Source organism: Amycolatopsis sp. lyj-90 (assembly GCF_046549035.1).
Classification (GTDB): domain Bacteria; phylum Actinomycetota; class Actinomycetes; order Mycobacteriales; family Pseudonocardiaceae; genus Amycolatopsis.
In genome coordinates, this window is sequence record NZ_JAJPWP010000004.1 from 605,452 (window position 1) to 626,651 (window position 21,200).

22 protein-coding genes are annotated in these 21,200 nt (G+C 67.1%); 17 read left to right on the forward strand and 5 right to left on the reverse strand.

The window, feature by feature from the left end:
* Window positions 1-5 precede the first annotated feature (5 nt).
* Window positions 6-1,031, forward strand: a complete 1,026-nt coding sequence (locus ACLJPX_RS18255; protein WP_410601141.1) for an LLM class flavin-dependent oxidoreductase — start codon at window positions 6-8, stop codon at window positions 1,029-1,031.
* Window positions 1,032-1,087: 56 nt separating this feature from the next.
* Here ACLJPX_RS18255 and ACLJPX_RS18260 read toward each other — a convergent pair whose 3' ends face one another.
* Window positions 1,088-1,579, reverse strand: a complete 492-nt coding sequence (locus tag ACLJPX_RS18260) for a MarR family winged helix-turn-helix transcriptional regulator (RefSeq protein ID WP_410601142.1) — start codon at window positions 1,577-1,579, stop codon at window positions 1,088-1,090.
* Between the two features lie 124 nt (window positions 1,580-1,703).
* On the opposite strand from ACLJPX_RS18260, the gene ACLJPX_RS18265 reads away from it, so the two are divergent.
* From ACLJPX_RS18265 to ACLJPX_RS18285, 5 genes are all read left to right on the forward strand, one after another.
* On the forward strand, window positions 1,704-3,290 hold the full coding sequence (locus ACLJPX_RS18265) for an MDR family MFS transporter (RefSeq protein WP_410601143.1): 1,587 nt from the start codon (window positions 1,704-1,706) through the stop codon (window positions 3,288-3,290).
* Window positions 3,291-3,380: 90 nt separating this feature from the next.
* Window positions 3,381-5,240: a BTAD domain-containing putative transcriptional regulator gene (locus tag ACLJPX_RS18270; protein ID WP_410601144.1), complete on the forward strand. Its 1,860-nt coding sequence runs from the start codon at window positions 3,381-3,383 to the stop codon at window positions 5,238-5,240.
* A 45-nt stretch (window positions 5,241-5,285) separates the two neighbouring features.
* A complete protein-coding gene (locus ACLJPX_RS18275) occupies window positions 5,286-5,924 on the forward strand; it encodes a dTDP-4-dehydrorhamnose 3,5-epimerase family protein (protein ID WP_410601145.1) in 639 nt (212 codons plus the stop codon).
* Between the two features lie 11 nt (window positions 5,925-5,935).
* A complete protein-coding gene (locus ACLJPX_RS18280; RefSeq protein WP_410601146.1) occupies window positions 5,936-7,051 on the forward strand; it encodes a DegT/DnrJ/EryC1/StrS family aminotransferase in 1,116 nt (371 codons plus the stop codon).
* A gap of 2 nt (window positions 7,052-7,053) precedes the next feature.
* The gene (locus ACLJPX_RS18285; protein ID WP_410601147.1) at window positions 7,054-8,535 is read left to right on the forward strand and encodes a peptide MFS transporter; all 1,482 of its coding nucleotides are present in this window, start codon (window positions 7,054-7,056) and stop codon (window positions 8,533-8,535) included.
* 79 nt (window positions 8,536-8,614) lie between these two features.
* On the opposite strand, the gene ACLJPX_RS18290 is transcribed toward ACLJPX_RS18285, so the two are convergent.
* Together ACLJPX_RS18290 and ACLJPX_RS18295 are read right to left on the reverse strand one after the other, a co-directional pair.
* A complete protein-coding gene (locus ACLJPX_RS18290) occupies window positions 8,615-9,628 on the reverse strand; it encodes a methyltransferase (RefSeq protein ID WP_410601148.1) in 1,014 nt (337 codons plus the stop codon).
* Between the two features lie 13 nt (window positions 9,629-9,641).
* Window positions 9,642-10,823, reverse strand: a complete 1,182-nt coding sequence (locus ACLJPX_RS18295; RefSeq protein WP_410601149.1) for a nucleotide disphospho-sugar-binding domain-containing protein — start codon at window positions 10,821-10,823, stop codon at window positions 9,642-9,644.
* A 174-nt stretch (window positions 10,824-10,997) separates the two neighbouring features.
* Between ACLJPX_RS18295 and ACLJPX_RS18300 the strand changes: the two genes are divergently transcribed.
* Genes ACLJPX_RS18300 through ACLJPX_RS18310 form a run of 3 tightly spaced genes read left to right on the forward strand, consistent with a single transcriptional unit; the run spans window position 10,998 to window position 13,549 of the window.
* Window positions 10,998-12,128, forward strand: a complete 1,131-nt coding sequence (locus ACLJPX_RS18300; protein WP_410601150.1) for a cytochrome P450 — start codon at window positions 10,998-11,000, stop codon at window positions 12,126-12,128.
* Window positions 12,129-12,158: 30 nt separating this feature from the next.
* On the forward strand, window positions 12,159-13,355 hold the full coding sequence (locus ACLJPX_RS18305; protein WP_410601152.1) for a cytochrome P450: 1,197 nt from the start codon (window positions 12,159-12,161) through the stop codon (window positions 13,353-13,355).
* A gap of 2 nt (window positions 13,356-13,357) precedes the next feature.
* Window positions 13,358-13,549: a ferredoxin gene (locus ACLJPX_RS18310; RefSeq protein WP_410601153.1), complete on the forward strand. Its 192-nt coding sequence runs from the start codon at window positions 13,358-13,360 to the stop codon at window positions 13,547-13,549.
* A 112-nt stretch (window positions 13,550-13,661) separates the two neighbouring features.
* Here the strand turns inward: ACLJPX_RS18310 and ACLJPX_RS18315 are convergent, their stop codons facing one another.
* Both ACLJPX_RS18315 and ACLJPX_RS18320 read right to left on the reverse strand, forming a co-directional pair.
* Window positions 13,662-14,459 (reverse strand): SDR family NAD(P)-dependent oxidoreductase, encoded by a 798-nt coding sequence (locus ACLJPX_RS18315; RefSeq protein WP_410601154.1) that lies wholly within the window; start codon window positions 14,457-14,459, stop codon window positions 13,662-13,664.
* A gap of 118 nt (window positions 14,460-14,577) precedes the next feature.
* Window positions 14,578-15,621, reverse strand: coding sequence for a methyltransferase (locus tag ACLJPX_RS18320; protein WP_410601155.1), 1,044 nt, complete (start codon window positions 15,619-15,621; stop codon window positions 14,578-14,580).
* 192 nt (window positions 15,622-15,813) lie between these two features.
* Here ACLJPX_RS18320 and ACLJPX_RS18325 point away from each other — a divergent pair, with 192 nt between their 5' ends.
* The 8 genes from ACLJPX_RS18325 (at window position 15,814) to ACLJPX_RS18360 (ending at window position 21,194) form a co-directional block, all read left to right on the forward strand.
* Window positions 15,814-16,551, forward strand: coding sequence for an SDR family NAD(P)-dependent oxidoreductase (locus tag ACLJPX_RS18325; RefSeq protein ID WP_410601156.1), 738 nt, complete (start codon window positions 15,814-15,816; stop codon window positions 16,549-16,551).
* Window position 16,552: 1 nt separating this feature from the next.
* Window positions 16,553-16,933 carry a SchA/CurD-like domain-containing protein gene (locus ACLJPX_RS18330; RefSeq protein WP_410601157.1) on the forward strand — a complete coding sequence of 127 codons (381 nt, stop codon included), beginning with the start codon at window positions 16,553-16,555 and terminating at the stop codon, window positions 16,931-16,933.
* 3 nt (window positions 16,934-16,936) lie between these two features.
* On the forward strand, window positions 16,937-17,818 hold the full coding sequence (locus tag ACLJPX_RS18335; RefSeq protein ID WP_410601158.1) for an NAD(P)-dependent oxidoreductase: 882 nt from the start codon (window positions 16,937-16,939) through the stop codon (window positions 17,816-17,818).
* A gap of 15 nt (window positions 17,819-17,833) precedes the next feature.
* Entirely contained in the window at window positions 17,834-18,682 is an 849-nt protein-coding gene (locus tag ACLJPX_RS18340) for an LLM class flavin-dependent oxidoreductase (protein ID WP_410601159.1), read from the forward strand.
* Entirely contained in the window at window positions 18,676-19,128 is a 453-nt protein-coding gene (locus tag ACLJPX_RS18345; RefSeq protein WP_410601160.1) for a DUF1772 domain-containing protein, read from the forward strand. Before ACLJPX_RS18340 ends, ACLJPX_RS18345 begins: the two co-directional genes overlap by 7 nt.
* Before the next feature lie 74 nt (window positions 19,129-19,202).
* Entirely contained in the window at window positions 19,203-20,438 is a 1,236-nt protein-coding gene (locus tag ACLJPX_RS18350; RefSeq protein WP_410601161.1) for a ketosynthase chain-length factor, read from the forward strand.
* A gap of 24 nt (window positions 20,439-20,462) precedes the next feature.
* Window positions 20,463-20,723 carry an acyl carrier protein gene (locus ACLJPX_RS18355; RefSeq protein ID WP_410601162.1) on the forward strand — a complete coding sequence of 87 codons (261 nt, stop codon included), beginning with the start codon at window positions 20,463-20,465 and terminating at the stop codon, window positions 20,721-20,723.
* 3 nt (window positions 20,724-20,726) lie between these two features.
* Entirely contained in the window at window positions 20,727-21,194 is a 468-nt protein-coding gene (locus tag ACLJPX_RS18360; RefSeq protein WP_410601163.1) for an SRPBCC family protein, read from the forward strand.
* The last annotated feature ends 6 nt before the right edge of the window (window positions 21,195-21,200 follow it).

Here is a 21,200-nt window from a genome sequence, read left to right on the forward strand (position 1 = left end):
TACGGATGAAGCTCGGGGTCAACGTGTCGTACCGGGATGCCGGTGTGCTCGGACGGGAAGCGGAGCGGCTTGGGTATGACCTGGTGGTCGTGCCGGAGGGCTTTCGCGCGGACGCGGCGACCGTGCTCGGTGTGGTGGCGGGCTCGACCGAGAGGATCGCGCTGGCGTCCGGTGTCTTCCAGATTCCCGGGCGCACCCCCGCCATGACGGCGCTGACCGCGGCCACCCTCAACGCGTTGTCGCACGGACGGTTCCGGCTCGGTCTCGGCGTGTCGAATCCGGACATCTCCGAAGGCTGGCACGGCGTGCCGTTCGCGGCGCCGCTCGGCCGCACCAGGGAGTATGTCGAGATCGTCAGGCGAACCCTCGACGGCGAGCGGGTGACTTACCAGGGTGCGCACTTCCGGTTGCCCCCGCCCGGATGTGCCGCCATGCCACTGGCGTTGTTCGCCACGCACAGCGAAATCAGGATGCCGATCTATCTCGCGGCTGTAGGCCCCAGAAGTCTGGAACTGGCGGGCGAGATCGCCGACGGCTGGCTGGGTGCGTTTTGCGCGCCCGGCCAGCTCAAGGAGATCCTCACCCGGATCGGGGCGGGCCGGGAGCGGATCGGTGCCGGTCTCGACGGTTTCGAGGTGCTCTCCGGTGTCCCCGCGGTGGCCGGGTCCGACCCGGTGGCAGCGGCGGAGCCGCTCCGTGGCTACTTCGCCCACTTCATGGGCATGGGTGACCCCGGCCGCAACGTCTACCTGAAGCTGATGGCACTCATGGGATACGGGGCGGAGGCCGCAGCCGTCCATGAGCGGATGGTGGCCGGCGACGCCCGGACGGCCGCCGCCGCGGTACCCGCCGGGTTCATCGAGCAGGTGTCCTTGACCGGGCCGGAGGATCGGATCGCCGATCGGATGCTGGAGTATGCCGAAAGCGGGCTGACCACCATGGTGGTCTCACCGTTCGCCGAGACCACGGCGGGCCGGATCGAGATCCTCGGTGCCGTCGCCGAGGCGCGGAGGCGGGCCGGGCTCAGCTAGCCGCCGCGTGACGACATGCCCGTTGCTCACTCTGAGCGACGGGCATGCCGTCACGTTCAGGCCTTGTCGGTCAGCATGAGCGGCTCGGCCGCCCGGATCCGGGCGGCATGCCGCAGGTGCCGGTCGATGGTCGCGCGCAGGAAGTCGCGGATGATCCGGAGGTGGTTGTCGGAGTGCTCGCTCGCCGCCCGCTCCGCCTCGTCGCTGAACTGCCCCCAAATCTCTTCGGACATCTTGTCCGCTTGCGGCGTCGAAGTGACCACCACCCGCCGCCGGTCCTGTGGGTCGCGGATCCGCTGCGCGAGCCCGGCCCGTTCGAGCCGGTCGACCGCCACGGTGGCGGCTCCCGGGCTCAGTCCTGCTGCCTCCGCGAGGTCGCCGATGGTCATCGCTCCCCGGCTGAACACGTAGCCCATGCAGCGCAGATCGGTCCGGTTGACCCCCAGCATCGCGGCGGCCGCTTCGTCCGCGGCGTCCGAGGCGTTCTGTAGCTCCATCACGGCGGCCAGTACCTCGTCTACCAGCGCCTGGTGAGATTCCTTTGACAATTGAAACTTTCAACTCCTAGACTATCGCAAAGTCGAATAAACCAACCGTTGAACTATACAACGCCGGTGCCCATCACGTCTCGGATCGAGATGGACGCGCGGGGGAGCGACAGAGGTGGGAATCATGAGCAAGCTGCGAGGAAATCCCTGGGCCGTGCTGATCACGGTGTGCCTGGGGTTCTTCATGACGATCCTGGACACCACGATCGTCAACATCGCCATCCCGGACATCCAGTCGGACTTGGGCGCCGGCCTCAACGACGTGCTCTGGGTGGTGAGCGCGTATGTGCTCGCGCTGGCTGTACTGGTGATCACGGCAGGCAGGCTCGGCGACGTCATCGGCCCTCGAAAAGTGTTCCTGGCAGGCATGATCGTGTTCACGCTGGCCTCGGCGGCGTGCGGGATGGCGCAGGAACCGTGGCAGCTGATCGCGGCCAGGGTGGCACAGGGTGTCGGCGGCGCGTTGATCACCCCGCAGACCCTCGTGATCATGATGGCCGTCTTCCCCCCGGAGAAGCGCGGCGCGGCCAGCGCGATCTGGGGGGTGTCCGCAGGTCTGGCAGGCGTCGCCGGGCCGACACTCGGCGGGCTGCTGGTCAGCGACGGCGGTTGGCGCTGGATCTTCTACGTCAATCTCCCGATCGGCGTTGCCACCATCGTGGCCGCCGTGCTGCTCATCCCCGACGTCCGGATGGGGGAGGCCAAGCGACTCGACCTGCTCGGCGTGCTGCTCGCCGGTGGCGGGCTCGGCGCTGTCACCTTCGGGCTGCTCGAAGGCGAGCGGCACAACTGGGGCCAGGTCACCTCCTTCCTGACCATCCCGATGATCATCGGAGCAGGCCTGGTACTGCTGGTGCTGTTCGTGCTGAGCCAGCACAAGACCCGTGAACCGCTGATGCCGCTGCGGCTGTTCGCCGATCGCACTTTCTCGCTGATGAGCTTCGTCGTGCTGGCGGTCTCCGTCGGCCTGATCGGCCTGTCGCTGTCGCTGACCATCTATCTGCAGTCCGTGCTGAATCTCAGCGCGTCGTCCGCCGGGCTGATGCTCGCCCCGACGGCGTTGGCGATGATGGTCGCGTTCCCGGTGGTAGGAAAGCTCATCGACAAGGTCGGTGGCAAGCCGGTGCTGATCACCGGGCTGCTGCTGTACTCGGTCAGCCTGGTCGGCATCGGCGTGACCGCGCAGCCGGGCAACAACCGGTGGCTGCTGCTCATTCCGCTGGTACTGGCCGGAATCAGCCAGGCCGCGGCCTTCGCGCCGATCGTGGCGCTGGCAATGCGGGACATCGCGGACGATCTGGCGGGTGCGGCGTCCGGTGCGTTCAACGCGATCAGGCAGATCGGCTTCCTGCTCGCGGTCGCGGTGGTCGGCGCGGTGCTGGAGAGCCGGATCGCCGCCCAGATCGGCGACGAGGTCCGGGCACGGGCGGGCGAAGTGCCTTCCCCGTACCGGGATTCTTTCGTCGAACTGGCCACGCACGCCGATGGCGGCCGGATCACCGCCCCTGCCGATGTGCCCGCGGATGTCGCTACTCAGATGGGCCTACTTGCCCGATCGGCGTATGGCAGCGCATTCACCAATGCCGCATTGTTCACCCTTCTGGGGTGCGCGGCGGTCATCGCGCTCGCACTTTTGGTCAGCGTCAATGTCAAAAAGGTTGCCCCGAGCCCGGCCGAGGCCGATGGCAAAGGCATGGCCGACGTCCGCTGAGACAGTCAATGATAAGTAAGGTGCTCCGAAGGCCGCTCCGACCGGAATCCACCGGTCGGGAGCGGCCTTGGCGGGAAAATGGGGGAACAGATGAAGTTTCACCTGCTAGGTCCCTTGGAAGTCCTCTCGGGCGGTGAAGATCTGACGCCGACCGCGCCCAAGGTCCGTCAGGTCCTGGCGCTGCTTCTGTTGCGGCACAACCGGGTGGTGCACGCCGACGAGCTGGTGGACGAGCTCTGGGGTGAGGCGCCACCCGCCAGCGCGCGGGCGACCTTGCAGACCTACATCTACAAACTGCGGCAGAGCGGTGCGGAGAAATACACCGGCTGTTTCGACCGGTTGCTGCGCACGCGGCCCAACGGCTACCTGATTTCGGTGCACGAGGACGATCTCGACCTGCACAATTTCGAACAGTCGATAGCCGCGGGTTCGACCGCGCTCGAACAGGGGGATCCGGTGCGGGCCGCCGACGAACTGTCCGCGGGGCTGTCGCTGTGGCGCGGTGCGGCGCTGTCGGACGTCGTGGCGGGCAGCGTGATCTCGGCGGCGGCGACGGCGCTGGCGGAGAACCGCCTCCGGGCGCTCGAACTGAGGATCGAGGCCGACCTCCGGCTCGGCGGGCACAGATCGCTGATCGGCGAGCTCAAGGAGTTGCTCAGCGTTCACCCGCTGCACGAGGTGTTCCACACCCAGCTGATGGTGGCGCTGCAGCGGTCCGGCCGCCGGCTGGAAGCCATCGACGAATACCAGCGGTTACGCAAGATACTGGTGGACGAATTGGGGATCGAGCCTTCGGCCGCCTCCCAGGACCTGTACCGGTCGCTGCTCTCCCCGGACGCCGGGATAGACCTGCCGATGGTGGAACCGCGCGAGCTGGCCCGTGCGCCGATCACCGTGCGGCAGCTGCGGCCCGCCCAGCTGCCGTCCGCCGTCCCGGACTTCACTGGGCGCGAACGGCTGCTCGCCAAGCTCACCGGCAGGCTGCTCGCCGAGCGGGTGCCGGCGGCCGCCGCGCAGGTGGTGCTGCTGACCGGGCGCACCGGCGTCGGCAAGACCGCTGCCGCCCTTCAGCTGGCGCAGCTGGCCAGAACCGGGTTCGACGGCGGCCAGCTGATCTTCGACCTGCAGGGCAGCGGCGAGGCCCCGGTGGATCCGCTGGAGGTGTTGCACAGCTTCCTGACCGCGGCCGGGATGCCTGCCGACGAGCTCGGTCCGGATCTCGACGAATGCGCCAAGTTGTTCCGGAGCTGGTGCTCCGGGCGCCAGGTGCTGGTGGTGCTCGACGACGCGGCGTCGGCGGCGCAGGTCGCGCCGCTGATCCCCGGAAACGAGAACTGCGCGGTGCTCATCACCAGCCGCCGGGGGCTGCACGGACTGCCGTGCACCGAACGCGTCGAACTCGAGGAGCTGCCGGTCGACGACGGCGTCACCTTGCTCGCCAGGCTGGTCGGCACCGCCAGGATCGCGGCCGAACCCGAGGCGGCCGAGCAGATCGTGCGCCGGTGTGGCCGGCTGCCGCTGGCCATTCGCGCGATAGGTGCCCGGCTGATGGCCGAACGCGGGCACTCGCTGCGCGGGATGGCCGATCGGCTGTCGCTGCCGTCGAAATGCATCGAGGAGCTGAGCGCTCCCGGGCTCGACTTCAGCGAGCGGTTCGAAACCGGTTACCGCGTGCTCGCCGCCGAGGAGCGAAGCGCCGTCCGCGCCCTGAGCCTGGGGACGCGCAGGGGAAGGATCCCCGAGCGAACGGCGGCCCAATTGCTGGGCGGTGTCCCGGAATCGGCAGGCAAACTGTTGCACAGGCTCGTCGACACTCATTTCCTGCGAGTGGTCTCGTGGGAAGCCGAAGGCGCGCCGGTGTACGAAGTGGAGGAGCTCTCGTGTGCCTTCGTCGTCGCCTCGATGGAAAAGGAGCTCGTGCACGGGGTGAGCATGCGGATCTGCCGTTGAGCCGGTATTGAGGCCCTTGCCAGAGGCTTGATGGACAGTGGCCGCATGCGAATCGACACTCTCCACGTGGCCGGAACCTACCTGATCCAACCAAGGATCTTTCCTGATGACAGAGGTTCGTTCCTTGAGCTCTACAGCGAGCCGGCCTTCCAGCAGACGGTCGGCCACCCGTTCACCGCCGCACAGGTCAACTGCTCGATTTCCCGCAAGGGCACCGTCCGCGGGCTGCACGCGATCGCGCTGGGACCGGGCCAGGCCCGCTATGTGACCTGCGTGAGTGGATCCATTGTGGACATCGTGGTCGATGTCAGAGTCGGCTCACCCACCTTCGGTGAGCACGTACGGGTCGTGCTCGACGACAAGTCCAGGCACGCGCTCTATCTCGCCGAGGGGCTGGCACATGGTTTCGCGCCGGTGACCGAAGAAGCCACAGTCGTCTACCTGTGTTCGAGTACCTACAAACCCGGCAAAGAAATCCGCGTGCATCCGCTCGACCCGGAGATCGCGCTGCCTTGGCCCGACCTGGACCAGGTCATCCTGTCCGAAAAGGACGCCGCCGCGCCGAGCCTGCGCGAGTCGATGGACCGGGGCCTGCTTCCTGACTACGCCCAATGTCGGGACCTCTACGACCGGCTCCGCCTGGCAGGCGGAGCCGACCCGGTCGCACACGACAGCCTCGACTGAGGAGTCCGCTGATGATCCCCTTGTTCAAGGTGTCCATGTCCGAGTCCGCCACCGGTGCCGCGACGCAGGTGCTGACCAGCGGCCACGTCGGCCAGGGGCCGAAGGTCGCCGAGTTCGAGCAGGCGCTCGCCGAGCGGATCGGCAACCCCAACGTGGTTACGGTCAACAGCGCGACCTCGGGTCTGCACCTGGCGCTGCACTTGGTCGCCGGTGCGGCCGCCGACGGGACCGGCGAGGTGCTGTCCACCCCGTTGACCTTCGAGGCGACCAACTTTTCCATCCTGGCCAATCGCCTGCGTGTCCGCTGGGTCGATGTCGACCCGGACACCCTCAACGTGGATCTCGACGATCTCGCCCGCAAGATCACCCCGGCCACCCGCGCGATCATGGTCGTCCACTTCGCGGGCTACCCGGTCGATCTGGCCAGGTTGACCGGGATTCTCGACCAGGCCGAAGCCAAGTTCGGGTTCCGGCCAGTGGTGATCGAGGACTGCGCGCACGCGTGGGGCGCGACCTATCGAGGCCGGGAACTCGGCACCCACGGCAACATTTCGGTGTTCAGTTTCCAGGCGCTCAAACATCTCACCTGTGTCGACGGCGGCCTGATCGTCTTCCCCGACGAGGCGATGGCCAAGCGGGCCCGGCTGCTGCGCTGGTTCGGTATCGACAGGACCGCCGACCGGCTGCGCAACGCACCGGACGTCGCCGAGTACGGTTTCAAGTTTCACCTCACCGACCTCAACGCGGCGATCGGGCTCGCGAACCTGTCCGAGGTGGACGACGTACTGCACAAGCATCGGGAGAACGCCGCCTACTACGACCGGCATCTCGCCGGGGTCGCGGGCCTGCGGCTCACCGAGCGCGCCGCGGAGCGGAACTCCTCTCACTGGGTCTATCCGGTGCTGGTGGAGAACCGCGACGCGTTCGTCAAACGCATGGACGAGGCCGGGATCATGGTCAGTCAGGTGCACGAACGCAACGACAAGCACGAGTGCCTGCGCGAATTCTCCGCCCTGTTGCCCGGTATGGACCACGTGGCGGAGCGGATGGTGTGCCTGCCGGTCGGCTGGTGGCTGTCCGAACAGGACAGACGGCAGATCGTCGAGACGATCGCCGCGGGCTGGTAGCCATGGCGCCCCCGATCGATCAGCAGACGCCTGCCCCGGCCGCGGCGAAGCGGCGCCGGTTCGACTATCCCCGGTGGTTCGTCACCCTCTTCTTCACCGATATCTGGGAGCGGTTCAGCTTCTACGGGATGATGGCCGTTCTCACCCTCTATGCCGCGGCGCCGTCCGAAGAAGGCGGGCTCGGCCTGCCGAAGACCGACGCGGCCGCACTGTTCGGCGCGTACATCGGGTTGGTGTTCGTGCTTTCGCTGCCGGGCGGATGGATCGGTGACCGGATACTCGGCTACCGGCGAGCGACGATCATGGGTGGTGTGCTGATCGCGCTCGGCCACTACAGCATGGCGGTGCCGACCCGGTTCACCTCGTATCTCGGGCTGATCCTGATCGCGCTGGGAACCGGCTTGCTCAAGCCGAACATGTTGGCGCTGCTGAGTTCCGCCTTCGGCTCGCACGAGCGGGCAAAACGGGAAGCCGCCTTCTCGATCTTCTATGTCAGCATCCAGGTCAGCGCGCTGCTGGCACCGCTGATCGTCGGCTTCCTCGCCGAGAACTACGGCTGGCACTGGGGATTCAGCGCGGCGGCGGTCGGTATGACCTTTGGCGTCGCACAGTTCGTGATGGGTGCCAAGCACTTCGGCGAATCCGGCAGGGTGCCGCAACAGCCGGCGACCACCGCACAACGCCGCCGCATCGGTGGGCGAGCGGCCGCCGGACTGGCGGTCGTCTCCGCACTGCTCATCGTGGACGTGTTCGCCGGCACGTTCACGCCGATGCACCTGATCGGGATCTTCGCCGCTTGCGCTTTGTTCGTGCCGTTCATCTATTTCCTGGTGCTGCTGCGGAGTCCCGAGGTCGGGCAGGATGGGCGTAAGCGCTTGCGGCCGTTCTTCTGGCTCTTGCTGTCGTTCTCGCTGTTCTGGATGCTGGCCGCGCAGACCGGGGCGTTGCTGAGCCTGTTCGCGCGACAGTCGACCGATCGCTCGATCCTCGGCTTCGAATTGCCGGTGAGCTGGTTCCAATCGGCCGTGCCGTTCTTCATCCTGCTCACCGCACCGGTGTTCGCCTGGCTCTGGGTGCGGCTCGGTCACCGGTTCGGCACCGCGGCGAAGTTCGGCCTGGCGTTGCTGCTCGCCGCCGGCGCGTTCATCGTGATGAGCCCGGCGGCCGCGCTCGCGCTCGACGGGAAGGTCTCACCGCTGTGGCTCGTCGCGGCCTTCTTCCTGATCGCGTGCGGCGAGGTGATCATCGGCCCGATCGGACTCGCCACCGCCGCCGAGGTGGTGTCGTCGGCCTTCACCGGCCGTACTATCGGCCTGATCTGGCTGTTCAGTGCGCTGGGCGCCGGCCTCGGCAGTCAGGTCGTGCACCTGTCGGACGTACTCCCGCACTACGTCTACTACCTCTCGCTCGGCCTGCTCGTCGGCTGCGCGGGAACGGCCGTGATCTGCGCACGCCGCAGCCTGAACCCGACGCGGCAGGGGTGATCTCGTCTTCGTTGAGGACGCCATCTGTCGGCATACCGCGGGCAAGCGCTCCGCACTATGCCGGCAGATGGCGTTTTCGTCAGGGAAGAGTTGCTTCGGCGAGATGCAGGACGCTTGCCGTTGGGGTGATGCCGGTGAATTCCAAGCCGGCGCTGGTCAGGAGGCGGGCGTAGTCGTCCTCGGTTCGCTCGCGTCCGCCCATCACCAGGAGCATGTGCAGGTCCATGACAGGGGTGAAGGCGTGGGTCGGGGGATCGACCAGCAAGGGGTCGGCGATGACGATCCGTGCTCCCGGACGGGCGTTCGCGGCGGTGTTGCGCAGGATATGGACGCACTGCTCATCGTCGTACATGTGCATGGTGAGCTTGAACAGGTACACGTCCGCCGTGAACGGTACTTCCCGGAAGAAGTCACCCGCGACGAACGTGCTGCGCGCCGCGAGGGCGCCCGTGCCCAGCTCGTCGTCCATCACCCGCCGGGTGGCTTCGCTTTCGAACAACACGCCGGAAAGATGCGGATTGTGCTCGAGCAACACCCGCAGCAGCGCACCTTTGCCGCCGCCCATGTCGGCGACCGTCCGCGCGCCGGACAGGTCGAGTGCGTCCGCGATCATCGGATGCGTCTGCTCGGACCACGCGGTCATCCCGCGGTACATCCGCGCCTGGTCCTCGGGATTCTGCCCGAGATAGTCGAAGAAGCCCACACCGTATTCGGCGGGAAACGCGCATTCGCCGGTGCGCACCGCGTCGGCGAGCTTGCCCCACATGGTCCAGCCCCATTCGGACCCGGTGAGCAGCTTGTCGAGCAGCCGATCCGAGTGGTCCGCGCGCATCGCCCGCGACCGATCGGTGTGTTCGTAGCGGCCGGGTGCGCTCTGGTGGAAGATCCCGAACGCGGCCAAGACGCGTAACAGCCGGGCCAAGGCGTCCGGATCGGCGCCGACCGCCGTGGCGAGTTGCTTGGCCTCGAACGGTTCCTCGGTGACCGCGTCCGCGAGGCCGAGCCTGGCCGCGGCGAGTACGACAGCGGCGGCCGACATCCCGTTGGACAGCTGGAATACCTGGTCGGCGGGAGATTGGTGCTCGGTCGTCATGATTATGCCACCCTCATTTCGTGGTTCGAACCAGTTCTTCGAGCGCTATGACGGTTTCGGCGGGGGACGGCTGTTCCCGGATCTCGTCACGGACCTCCTCGGCGGCCTTACGGTAGGCGGGGTCGCGTAACAGGTCCGCGGCGGCGAGCTGGAACGCGCCGAGGTCGGCTTCCTCGCTGGGCAAAGCTATTCCGGCCGCGCCGAGCGGGCGTGACTCCATGAGTTCGTCCGGCATCTGCGGCACGACCAGTTGCGGCACACCGAAACTGAGTGCGGTGAGCATCGTTCCCATGCCGCTTTGGTGCAGCATCGCGCTCAACGACGGCATCAACAGGTGCAGCGGCATCGACTCCACGACACGGACATCGGATGGGAGCGGTCCCAGGTTCTTCCGGTCGGCTGTGGAGATGGCGACGATGATCTCCGCATCGAGGCTGTGCAACGATTCGACGAGCGAAGGCACGAGAAAGCCACGCCCGCGTGCCGACGCCGAAAGACCCCAGCTGACACAGATCCGCGGCTTCTCAGCCGGTTCGAGCAACCATCCCGGCAGCGTGCCGGCACCGTTGTAGGGGACGAACCGGATGCCCAGCCTGGTGACGTCCGACTCAAGCTGCATACTCGGCGGGCAGTTGTCGATGGTGGCCGCCCCGACCGGATCCACCCGGCCGATCCCGAGCCGATCGGTGATCGGCGCCAGCAGCGGCGCGATCAGTTCCCTTGCCATGTAGACCACATCGACGCCGAGCACGTGACGTACCGCGGGCACCCCGATGGCCGCGGCCGCGATCGGACCGGCCAGTGCCGTCGGTTCGTACACCACGACATCGGGGCGTAGTGCCTTGGCAAGACCGATCACACCGTCGACCTGAAGTTCCGCTGCTTTGACGAACATCGGGAACGCCTTGCGGGACACCTCGCGCCAGCCACCGTTCCAGTCCTCTTCGGATACTCCGGTCGGCGGATCGGCAGGCCACTCCCGGGGCGGGTCGGCCGCGGCGAGCCTGGCGGCCTCGGCCAGTTCGATGTCCACTCCGCTCGGTGCGGCGATGGCACCGGACCGCACGATGGTCTCGGTGAAGCCCGGCTGGCTGTTGACGAAGATCTCGTGCCCATCGGCACGTAACGCCCAGACCAGCGGGACCAGTTGGAAATAGTGTGAAGGCCAATTCGACGTGACCAGCAGCACACGCATGAAGCGCCCATCCTCTCGGCAGCACGACGCGGACGAAGCTCACGATTCCCCAAGCCGGTCAACGGGGAATGGAAGCCGGCACCGGCCTTGAGTCGCTCTTGCGACACCTTCCACCGGCAGCGCCGAATATCGGGATCGCCGGGCTATCCGGTCGTTTCAAGAGAAGAGGTGCACATGGTCAGGTTCCCCTTCGACTGGCCGGCGGGTGCCGAGCCGCCGCCTGAGCTTGCCGCGCTGCGCGAGGAGCCGGTGGTCCGGGTGAACCTGCCGAGCGGTGACGAGGCCTATCTGGTCACCCGGTACGCGGATGTCCGCGACGTGCTTTCGGATCCACGGCTGAGCCGCAACCGGGACCGGCCGGGCGCGCCCCGGATGACGGTCGAGCAGACCAAGATCTTCCAGAACCCCAAGATCGACCGTGATCCGCCGGAGCACACCAGGATGCGCCGGCTGATGGCCAAGGCGTTCACCGCGACCAGGGTGGAAAGCTTGCGCCCCCACGTACAGGGCGCCGCCGACGAGCTGGTGGACCGGCTCGCCGGGCTGACCCCACCGGTCGACTTCGCCGCCGAATTCGCGGTTCCGCTGACCCTCCGGGTGATCTGCGGCCTGCTCGGCGTGCCCGAGGAGGACAGCCACCGGTTCCGCAGCGGGGTCGGTGAGGCCTGGCAGTACATGGGCGAGCTGATCGAAAGCAGGCGGGCGGTGCCGGACGACGGCCTGATCAGCGAGCTGATCAGGACGCACGACGAGCAGGACGGCTCACTGAGCGGCCATGAGCTGCACGTCTGGTGTGTGATCCTGCTGCTGGCCGGCTACGAGACGACCGCGACCCAGCTGGGCAGCAGTCTTGTCCTCCTCCTGCGGCGGCCGGAGCAACTCGCGTTGCTACGCGAGGATCCGTCGCTGATCCCGAACGCGGTGGAAGAACTACTGCGCTGCCAGGTCGCCGGCCATTCACTGTCGATGCTCCGCTACGTCACCGACGACATCGAAATCGGCGGCGTCACCGTGCCCAAGGGATCAGGCGTGATCCCGGTGCTCGAATCCGCGAACTTCGACGAGTCGGTCTTTCCCGATCCGATGCGACTGGACGTCACCCGTGACGCGCGACGGCAGTTGGTCTTCAGCGCCGGCCCGCATTTCTGCCTCGGTGCGGCGCTCGCCAGGCTCGAACTGCAGGTGGCGCTGCATGCCGTGCTCCAGCGGTTCCCCGGCCTGCGGCTCGCCGTCGACGCCGAAAAGCTCCACCACCACGACAAGCCGCTGGAGCTCGGCTTCGTGGAGATCCCGGTCAGCTGGTGACCCGACTTCCTGCGACGAAAGCGAGTTCCGATGAGCGACGAGCAGCCCGTCCCATACCCGTTCTCCCGGCCCGCCGCGTTGGAGGTGCCGGTCGAGCTGGCCGAGTTGCGCGAGCGACCGATCGTCTCCGTGGTGCTGCCGAGCGGTGATCAAGCGCTGCTGGTGACCCGCTACGAGGACGTCCGTGCCGTACTGACCGATCCGAGGGTGAGCCGCAACATCAACCGGCCTGGTGCGGCCAGGATGACCAAGAACAACAAGATGTTCCAGGATCCCAAGATGGACCCGGACCCGCCGGAGCACACCAGGGTCCGGCGGCTGGTGATGAAGGCCTTCACCGCGGCGCGGGTGGAGAACATGCGGCCACGGGTGCAGCAGATCGTCGACGAGCTGATCACCGAACTGGAAGAGGGACCCCGGCCCGCCGACCTTTCGGAGGGCCTGGCGTTCCCGCTGTCCATCCGGGTGATCTGCGATCTGCTCGGGGTGCCGGCCGAAGACCAGGGCAAGTTCCGCGGCTGGACCGACAAGTTCCTGTCCACCGGCAAGTACGGCAAGGAAGAGATCCAGGCCGCGATGGGTGAACTCGGCGCCTATATGGGTCGCTTGATCGCGGCCAAACGGGCCACGCCCGCCGACGATCTGATCAGTGCGCTGACCCAGGTGCACGAGGACGACGACACCCGGCTGAGCGAGTACGAGCTGCACTGGTGGTGCCGGATCCTGCTGCTGGTCGGCTACGAGACCACCGCCAACCAGATCGGCCTCACCGTCGCCAAGATCCTCGCGCATCCCGACCAGTTGGCCGCGCTGCGTGCCGACCCCGGACTGGTGTCCAACGCCGTCGAGGAAATGCTGCGGTGGAAACTGCTCAACGGTTCGCTGTCGATGCTGCGCTACGTCACCGCGGACATCGAGGTCGGCGGGGTGACGGTGCCGAAGGGATCCAGCGTGATCCCGGCAGTCGAGTCGGCCAACTGGGACGAGACCGTTTTCGCGCGCCCCGGCGAGTTCGACGTCACCCGGGAAGACAACCCGCACGTCACCTTCAGCGTGGGACCGCACTTCTGCATCGGCGCTTCACTCGCCCGGCTCGAACTGCGGGTGATACTGGAGACGTTGCTGCGCCGGTTCCCGGACCTGCGGCTCGCCGTGCCCGTCGCGGAACTGCTCCGGACGAAGGGAACCTTGATCGAGGGGCTGGCCGTGATCCCGGTGGAGTGGTGAGCATGCGGGTGACCGTCAGGACCGAAACCTGTTGCGGCAGCGGCCTTTGCGTTGTCGCCGTGCCCGAGGTGTTTGATCACGACGACGAATGTGTCGTGACATTGCTGGACGACAGCCCGCCCGCCGGCTTGCACGAGTCGATTCGCGAGGCCGCTCGCCGGTGCCCGACCGGGACGATCGTGCTCCACGACTGAAGCGCGGTCGGGGCTTGGCGTCCGGTCGGACGCCAAGCCCCGATGGTGCGGGCAGGCGCGCTGGGGGTCGCGCCGCCCTTGATCACACCGCGAACGGCGGATCAGAGAGTGGTCAGTGCCCGCCGGCCACGTGCACCACGGCACCGCTGACGTTCCCGTTGGCCGCGGAAGTCAAGAACAGCACGGTGTTCGCGACATCCGCCGGGGTGGACACGTGCCCGACCGGCGCGCCGCGGTTCAGCGCCTGCTTGATCTCCGCGTCGCTCTTGCCCACGAAGTCCTTGGTGACCGACTCCGGGAACCGGTCGAGGAAGCCCCGGCTGACCGTGGGGCCGGGCGCCACCGTGTTGACCAGGATGCCTTCGGCGGCGAGCTCGGTCGCCAGGTTACGGCCCAGTCCGTGCAGCGCCATCTTGCTCACCACGAACGCCTCGTCACCGGTGGCGCCCTTGGTGACGATGTTCGCCGAGATGATCGCGATGCGGCCCCAGCCGCGGCCCTTCATCACCGGCAGCACGGCCTGCACGGTGTGGAACGCGCCTTCGACATCGGCGCGCAGCACCGGCTGCCACTCGTCCAGCGGGATCTTCTCGAACGGCATCTCGTCCATCCGCGTACCTTCGAGCGCGGAGGCGCTCATCACCAGCACGTCGATCTGGCCCCACTGCTCGACCACCGCGTCCACCGCGGCGATGATCGACGAGCGGTCCGCGAGGTCGTACTGGACCGAGATGGCTTCGCCACCTTGGGCCGTGATGGTATCGACCACGTCCTGTGCGCGGCCGGGGTTGCCGCGGTAGGTCACCGCGGTGCGGGCACCTTCCGCGGCGTAAGCGGTCGCGATGGCGGCCCCGATCGACCCGCTGCCGCCGGTGACCAATACGACCTTGCCTTCGAGGCCGAGTTTCATTTCTTCTGCTCCCTGTTCGCCTTTCGGTCCGGGTACCTGCCCGGCTGAACCCATGGTGGCAGTAGGTGATGGCAAAGTGATCGAAGGTTACTGGCCGTTCGCGCACCGGATCGGGGCTTCACGCACTACCGATCTTCGAGCGTGGTTCCTCTTCACCCTTGTGACAGACGACGAGCGTGTCATAGTCGCCGAGCGGGCGGGCGGTGAACGAGGTGAAGCCCGCTGTTTCGGCATGGCCACGCAATTCTTCGGTACGGTAACCCGAACCGCCTTCTGAAACCAGAAGCATGTCGAGGCTGATCACCAGATTCTCGATGTGCTTCGAGCTGTCGTCGTCCAGCATCCGGTCGTAGACCACCAGCGCGCCGCCCGGGTTGACGGCGGCGTACGCCTTCTCCACCAGGCTTCGGCGTTGTTCTCGGTTCCAGTTGTGCAACACGTGACCCATGACGACCACGTCGCTGTCGGGCAGCGGGTCGGCGAAGAAGTTCCCGCCGTGAAAGCGGATCCGGCCGGTGAGACCGAGATAGGCGACATGCTCCTCGAAGAACGGCTCCAGCTGGGGCATGTCGAAGACGGCGCCGGCCAGCGCCGGATACCGCTTGACGATGTTGCCCGCGACGTTCCCCCGGCACCCACCGACATCGAGGATCGATCCGTACCGGCCCCAGTCGAACGCGTCCAGGAGTTCTTTGCTGATCACCTGGGTCAGTGAGTCCATCATCTGCACGAACTGATCGACCAGCACCGGGTCGTCGAGCAGGGACTTGAAGTCCATTTCGGACTGTGGGGAACCGGTGCGCAGTGCGCCCGCCAGCTTGCCCCACAGTGGGTAGCGGCTGCGGTCCGTGCGCCGCAGGAAGCCGCCGACGTAGGACGCCCTTCCCCGCACCAGATACTCGTCGGCGCCTTCGGCGTTGCGGTACGTTCCGTCTTCGGCGATCAGCAGTCCCAGCGCCACCAGCAGGTCGAGGAAGTCCGAAAGGCCGCGGCCGTGCAGCGCCAGCCTGTCCCGGATCTCGGTCTCGGTCGCGGGTGCGTCGTGCAGCGCGCTGAACACGTCGAGTTCGACCGCGGTGAGCAGCGCCTTTGCGTCACAGAAAGCATTTCCGAGTCGGATGATACCCGCGGAGGTACTGACGTCCGAGGCATTGCTCGTCATACCAATGGCTCCGTTTCGCTCGGCCGGACGGCACCGTGGCCGTTCCTGGTGCACGGAAGTGAACCACCGTGGGGTGAAGGCGGACTCGAACGGGAATGGAACTCGCCTCGTGCGAACGGCTTTGCTCGTTCGTTGAGGCCGGTCCCACCTGGTGCTGCAAGCATCGCCTCGGTCGAATCGAGGAGGCTTCAGGTGGACAACGGACTGTCGCGCAAGCGAGTTCTCGTGACCGGCGGGTCGAGAGGCATCGGGCGGGCGATCACGCTCGCCTTCGCCCGCGATGGCGCGCATGTGGTCGCCTGCCATCGTGAACCGAGTGAGGAGGCGGCCGGTCTCACGCGCGAACTGAAGGAGCTCAGCGACCGCAACCGGGTCGTCCAAGCCGACCTGACCACTTCGGCGGGCGCACAACGGCTGGCCGGAGCCACCCAGGAGACCTTGGGCGGTTTGGACGTGCTGGTGAACAACGTCGGCGTGGACGGGATGGTGCCCTTCGACCGGCTCGGCGAAGACGAGTGGCGGCGGGTGATGGAGCACAACGTCACCACCGCGTACCTGGTCACCCACGCGTCATTGGGGTTGCTCACCGACGGTGCGTCGATCGTGAATGTCGGCGCGTCGGTGGCGTTGCGCGGACGGCCGGGCGGTGTGCACTACACCGCGTCGAAGGCGGCACTCATCGGATTGACGCGCGGGCTGTGCAAGGACCTTGGGTCACGAGGTATCCGCGTCAATCTCGTGGCGCCGGGGCTGACCGAAACCGAACCGGATGCCGGGCTGCCCCCGCAGCTCGTCGAACGCATGGTGGGGATGACCGCGCTGGGCAGGCTGTGCCAGCCGGACGACGTGGCGGGTGCCGTGCTGTTCCTCGCCGGTGAGAACTCCCGGTATGTCACCGGGACGACCTTGACTGTTGATGGAGGAGTCTGAAATGCCTTATGCCGCGATCACCTATGAGGTCAAGCCGGGACATGAGGACGAGATCGCCGAGATCTTCGCCGGCTTCCAGCGGGTGGACACCCCGGATCTGCGCGACGAGTCCGGCGAGCACGCCGGGCGGCTGGTGGGCACCGCGGTGTTCATCAAGGGCGGATTCATGGTCCGGGTGATCCACTACGAAGGCGACTTCGCCGCGATAGGGCGGCACATGGCCACCCAGCGCGGGGTGCACGAGCTGGAGGCGAAGCTCGCGCCCTACCTGGTGCGGCAGCGGGACACGAGCAACCCGGAGGCGTTCGGGAAGTACTTCCGTGCTGCCGGAATGCGCTGCATCTCGCAGCTTTCCGCCGACGACCTGCCGACGAAGGGCTGAGCCGTGCGTGACAAGGCGATCGCGGTGCTCGGCCTCGGTGGGATGGGTTCCGGCATAGCCAAGGCGATCCGCGCCGCCGGCTTCGAGGTCACCGTGTTCAACAGGTCGGTGGAAAAAGCCCGTTCGCTCGAGGGCATCGGCGTGCGGATCGCCACTTCGATCGAGGAGGCGGTCGCGGAGGTCGATGTCGTGGTCCTCAGCCTCGCCGACGAGGCGGCCGTCAACCAGGTGCTCTTCGAACAGCCGGATTCGCCGATCCGGCCCGGGAGCACCGTGATCGATACTTCGACCGTGTCGCCCGCGTTCTCGCACGACATCACGGAAAAGCTTGCGAGCGGCGGGGTGAGCCGGGTCGAGGCGTGTGTCGTCGGCAACCCGCACATGGCGGCGGAAGGCAAGCTACGGGTGTTCGCCGCCGGTGCGGAGTCCGATGTGGACTCGGTGCGGGATGTGCTCGACGCCTTCGGTCAGGAGGTGCGCTATCTCGGTGCGGCAGGGAGCGGGAGCGCGCTGAAGCTGGCCTTCAACTCCCTGCTCGGGGTGCAGACGGCCGCGCTGGCCGAGGCGGTCTCCTTCGTCGAGGCCATGGGCATGAGCCGGGATCTGCTGCTCAACGCGCTGGACAACAGCGGATGGCGATCGCCGGTGCTGAGTTTCCGGCTGCAGTTCATGCTTCGCCGCGAGTACCGGCCTGCCGGGTTCCGTTCCGAGCTCATGCACAAGGACCTCGCACTGGTGGGTATGGAGGCGAAGGCACGCGGGGCCACCATGCCGCTCGTCGAGTGCGCCGCCAGGGAGTTCGAGGCCGTGCTGCGAGCCGGGCGCGGTGACGACGACGCGGCCGTGGTCGTCGAGGTCCGGCCGTCGCCCACCGGCGACGCTTGAGTGCCCGGAGTGGTCATGGAAATCGGACTTGGTTTGCCGACGACGGTTCCGGCGGCGGCCGGCGGCGACCTGCTCGAATTCGCGCGGCGCACCGACCGGTATGGGTTCGCCACACTGGCGGTCATCGACAGGTTGGTCTACGACAGCTACGACAGCATCGTGGCGCTGGCCGCGGCGGCCGGTGCCACCGAACGGGTCAAGCTGGCGACCACGGTACTGCTGGCGGCCTATCGTCCCAGCGTGGCCGAGCTGGCCAAGCAGCTGGCGAGCCTGGACCGGCTGGCAGGCGGGCGTCTGGTGCTCGGTGTCGCCGCGGGTGGCCGGGAGGACGACTTTCTGGCCACCGGCACAGACTATCGGACCAGAGGCCGCAGACTGGACCGAATGCTCACCGAGCTGAAGCGGATATGGCGTGGTGACGGCCCGGGTCCTCGGCCGTGTACCGGTGACATTCCCTTGTGGATCGGCGGGCATTCGGCCGCGGCGCTTCGCCGGGCCGCCGAATTCGGCACCGGATGGATCTCGCCCGGCGGTTCGGTCGCCGGCTATCCCGCGCTGGTCCGGCGGACCAAGGAGGCGTGGGCTGAACACGGGCGCACGGACAGCCCGCGCATGGTGTCGCTCGGCTACGTCGCACTCGCCCCGGACGGCCGTGAACTGGCCGGGAAGTACCTGCGGGAGTATTACTCCTATAACGGCGACAAGGTGAATCGCCTGGTCGATTCGGTGATCGTGGACGAGGACACGTTGCGGGACACCGTGGCCGCCCACGCCGCGAACGGCTGCGACGAGCTGTTGTTGTTCCCGTGCGTGGCCGATCCCGGCCAGGTCGACCGGATCGCCGAGGTGGTCGAGCCGTGTTAGCGGACATCTTGAGCGTGGTCGCGCTGGTCGGGAGCGGCCTGGTGGCGGGTGTGTTGTTCGCGGTGGCGCTCAGCGTGCTGCCCGCGTTGATCGCGATGCCTGCCGGGGACTACATCCGTACTCACCAGCTGATCGGCCGGAACTGGGATCCGACCATGCCGGTGCTGGTGCTTTCCTCGGCGGCGGCGGATATCGCACTGGCTTTCGTGGAATCGGCAGGCACTGTCCACTTTGGCGTGGCGAGCGCCCTTCTGCTCGGCGTGTCGGTGGTCTCGCATTGGTGCAACGTGCCGATCAATCGCGTGGTCAAATCGCTCGACCCGCGACGTATCCCGCCCGGTTGGCGTGACCCGAGGCCATTGTGGCGGCGCTGGCATCTACTGCGCACCACGCTCGCGGTGCTCGCCGTCTTCGTGAACGCTTTCGCTGTCACCGTGATTCGTTGAGCTGGCCGCGAGGGCGTCTTCAGGCCGCGGTGTCATGGTGAACCCCGCGTCCAGTAAAGGAAAGGTCGGATTCGATGAGCGGACCAGCTGCGAACACCGATCCCGTCGTGACCGGGATCGGTGTGGCGGCGCCGACCGGTATCGGTGCCGAGGCACATTGGCAGGCGGTGCTCGCCGGGAAGTCCGGCATCGGCCGGATCACCCGGTTCGACTCCACGTCCTATCCTGTCCGGCTGGCCGGACAGGTACCCGGTTTCGTTGCCGCGGAACGGATTCCGAACCGCCTTGTGCCGCAGACCGATCACTGGACCCATCTCGGTCTCGCCGCGACCGAGGAGGCACTCGCCGACGCGGTGATCGATCCGGCGCTGCTGCCGGAGTACGAGATGGCCGTCTTGACCGCCAGTTCCTCGGGCGGTGCCGAGTTCGGTCAGCGCGAGATGGAAAAGCTCTACACGAGCGGGCCGTCCTGGGTCGGCGCCTATCAGGCCATCGCTTGGTTCTACGCGGCGAGCGCCGGTCAGGTGTCGATCCGGTACGGCATAAAGGGACCGTGTGGCGTGCTGTGCTGCGAGCAGGCCGGTGGCCTCGACGTGCTGGGGCAGGGCCGCAGGCTGATCAGGTCCGGTACCAGGGTGGTGGTGGCCGGTGGTACGGACGCGTCGATGAGCCCCTATGGTTTCACCACGCAGCTTTCGAACGGGCTGATGTCCAAAGTGGACAACCCGGTACGGGCGTACCTGCCGTTCGACGTCGACGCCTCTGGCTACCTTCCCGGTGAAGGTGGCGCGATGCTGATCGTCGAGGACGCCGGGTCCGCCGCCGGACGTGATATCGGACCGGGCTACGGGACGATCGCCGGTTATGCCGCCGGCTTCGACCCGCCGCCTGCCTCGCCGCGGCCATCCTCGCTGGGTGCGACGTTGCGGCGAGCGCTCGACGACGCCAAGGTCGACGCGTCCGAGGTGGACGTGGTCTTCGCCGATGGCGCCGGCGTGGCCGAAGGTGACGCCGCGGAAGCCGCCGCCATCACCGAGACCTTCGGTCCACGCGGGGTACCGGTCTCCGTGCCGAAGATGCTGACCGGCCGTCTGTACGGCGGCGGGGCCTCGCTCGATGTCGCGACGGCATTGCTGGCGTTGCGGGACAACGTGATCCCGCATACCGGATCCCCGATCCGGCAGGCGCCCGAATTCGAGATCGCCCTGGTCCAGCACCAGCCGCGCGAAGTGCCGTTGCGCACCGCGGTCGTGCTCGCCAGGGGATTTGGCGGTTTCAACGCGGCGATCGTATTGCGCGCGGCGAGCTGAACAGACACTGGAGGTAGTGACGAAATGAGTGAGTTCACCCTCGATGAACTGAAAGAGATCATGCGCGGGAGTGCCGGCGTGGAGGAGGGCGTCGACCTGGACGGGGACATCGCCGGTGTCGAGTTCGGCGATCTCGGCTACGACTCCCTGGCCGTGCTCGAACTGCTCAACCAGGTGAGAGTCCGGCACGGGGTCTCCATTCCGGACGGCGCGATCGAGGAGATGCCGACACCGAGTGCCGCGGTGGTTCTCATCAACGAGCAGTTCGCGAAGTCGGAGGCGTGAGAGATGGCAGGCCACATCGACAACGAGATCGTCATCGATGCTCCGATGGAGCTGGTCTGGGAGATGACCAACGATATCGAAGCATGGACGACGCTGTTCAGCGAGTACTCCGAAGCCACGATCCTCCGCCATGACGGTGAAACGATCACCTTCCGCCTCTCCCTGCATCCGGACGAGAACGGGAAGGTGTGGAGCTGGGTGTCCGCGCGTACCCCCGACCCGGCGACAAGGACGGTGCGGGCACAGCGGGTCGAGACCGGCCCGTTCAAATACATGTGGATCTATTGGGAGTACGTCCAGACCGACGCCGGTGTTCGGATGCGCTGGGTGCAGGACTTCGAAATGAAGCCACAGGCACCGCTCGATGACGACGGGATGCGCGAACGGCTCAGCCGGAACACCCCGGTCCAGCAACGGCTGATCAAGGCCAAGGTGGAGGCCGCGTTCCGTGGCACGGCCCGCGTCGGCTGAGCTGGA

Coding starts and splice junctions, on each gene's coding strand:
- ACLJPX_RS18305 (WP_410601152.1), top strand. CDS start 12,159: ATGAGCGACGAGCAGCCCGTCCCATACCCGTTCTCCCGGCCCGCCGCG.
- ACLJPX_RS18320 (WP_410601155.1), bottom strand. CDS start 15,621: ATGACGAGCAATGCCTCGGACGTCAGTACCTCCGCGGGTATCATCCGA.
- ACLJPX_RS18350 (WP_410601161.1), top strand. CDS start 19,203: ATGAGCGGACCAGCTGCGAACACCGATCCCGTCGTGACCGGGATCGGT.
- ACLJPX_RS18360 (WP_410601163.1), top strand. CDS start 20,727: ATGGCAGGCCACATCGACAACGAGATCGTCATCGATGCTCCGATGGAG.
- ACLJPX_RS18265 (WP_410601143.1), top strand. CDS start 1,704: ATGAGCAAGCTGCGAGGAAATCCCTGGGCCGTGCTGATCACGGTGTGC.
- ACLJPX_RS18340 (WP_410601159.1), top strand. CDS start 17,834: ATGGAAATCGGACTTGGTTTGCCGACGACGGTTCCGGCGGCGGCCGGC.
- ACLJPX_RS18355 (WP_410601162.1), top strand. CDS start 20,463: ATGAGTGAGTTCACCCTCGATGAACTGAAAGAGATCATGCGCGGGAGT.
- ACLJPX_RS18285 (WP_410601147.1), top strand. CDS start 7,054: ATGGCGCCCCCGATCGATCAGCAGACGCCTGCCCCGGCCGCGGCGAAG.
- ACLJPX_RS18330 (WP_410601157.1), top strand. CDS start 16,553: ATGCCTTATGCCGCGATCACCTATGAGGTCAAGCCGGGACATGAGGAC.
- ACLJPX_RS18315 (WP_410601154.1), bottom strand. CDS start 14,459: ATGAAACTCGGCCTCGAAGGCAAGGTCGTATTGGTCACCGGCGGCAGC.
- ACLJPX_RS18300 (WP_410601150.1), top strand. CDS start 10,998: ATGGTCAGGTTCCCCTTCGACTGGCCGGCGGGTGCCGAGCCGCCGCCT.
- ACLJPX_RS18270 (WP_410601144.1), top strand. CDS start 3,381: ATGAAGTTTCACCTGCTAGGTCCCTTGGAAGTCCTCTCGGGCGGTGAA.
- ACLJPX_RS18280 (WP_410601146.1), top strand. CDS start 5,936: ATGATCCCCTTGTTCAAGGTGTCCATGTCCGAGTCCGCCACCGGTGCC.
- ACLJPX_RS18290 (WP_410601148.1), bottom strand. CDS start 9,628: ATGACGACCGAGCACCAATCTCCCGCCGACCAGGTATTCCAGCTGTCC.
- ACLJPX_RS18295 (WP_410601149.1), bottom strand. CDS start 10,823: ATGCGTGTGCTGCTGGTCACGTCGAATTGGCCTTCACACTATTTCCAA.
- ACLJPX_RS18310 (WP_410601153.1), top strand. CDS start 13,358: ATGCGGGTGACCGTCAGGACCGAAACCTGTTGCGGCAGCGGCCTTTGC.
- ACLJPX_RS18275 (WP_410601145.1), top strand. CDS start 5,286: ATGCGAATCGACACTCTCCACGTGGCCGGAACCTACCTGATCCAACCA.
- ACLJPX_RS18255 (WP_410601141.1), top strand. CDS start 6: ATGAAGCTCGGGGTCAACGTGTCGTACCGGGATGCCGGTGTGCTCGGA.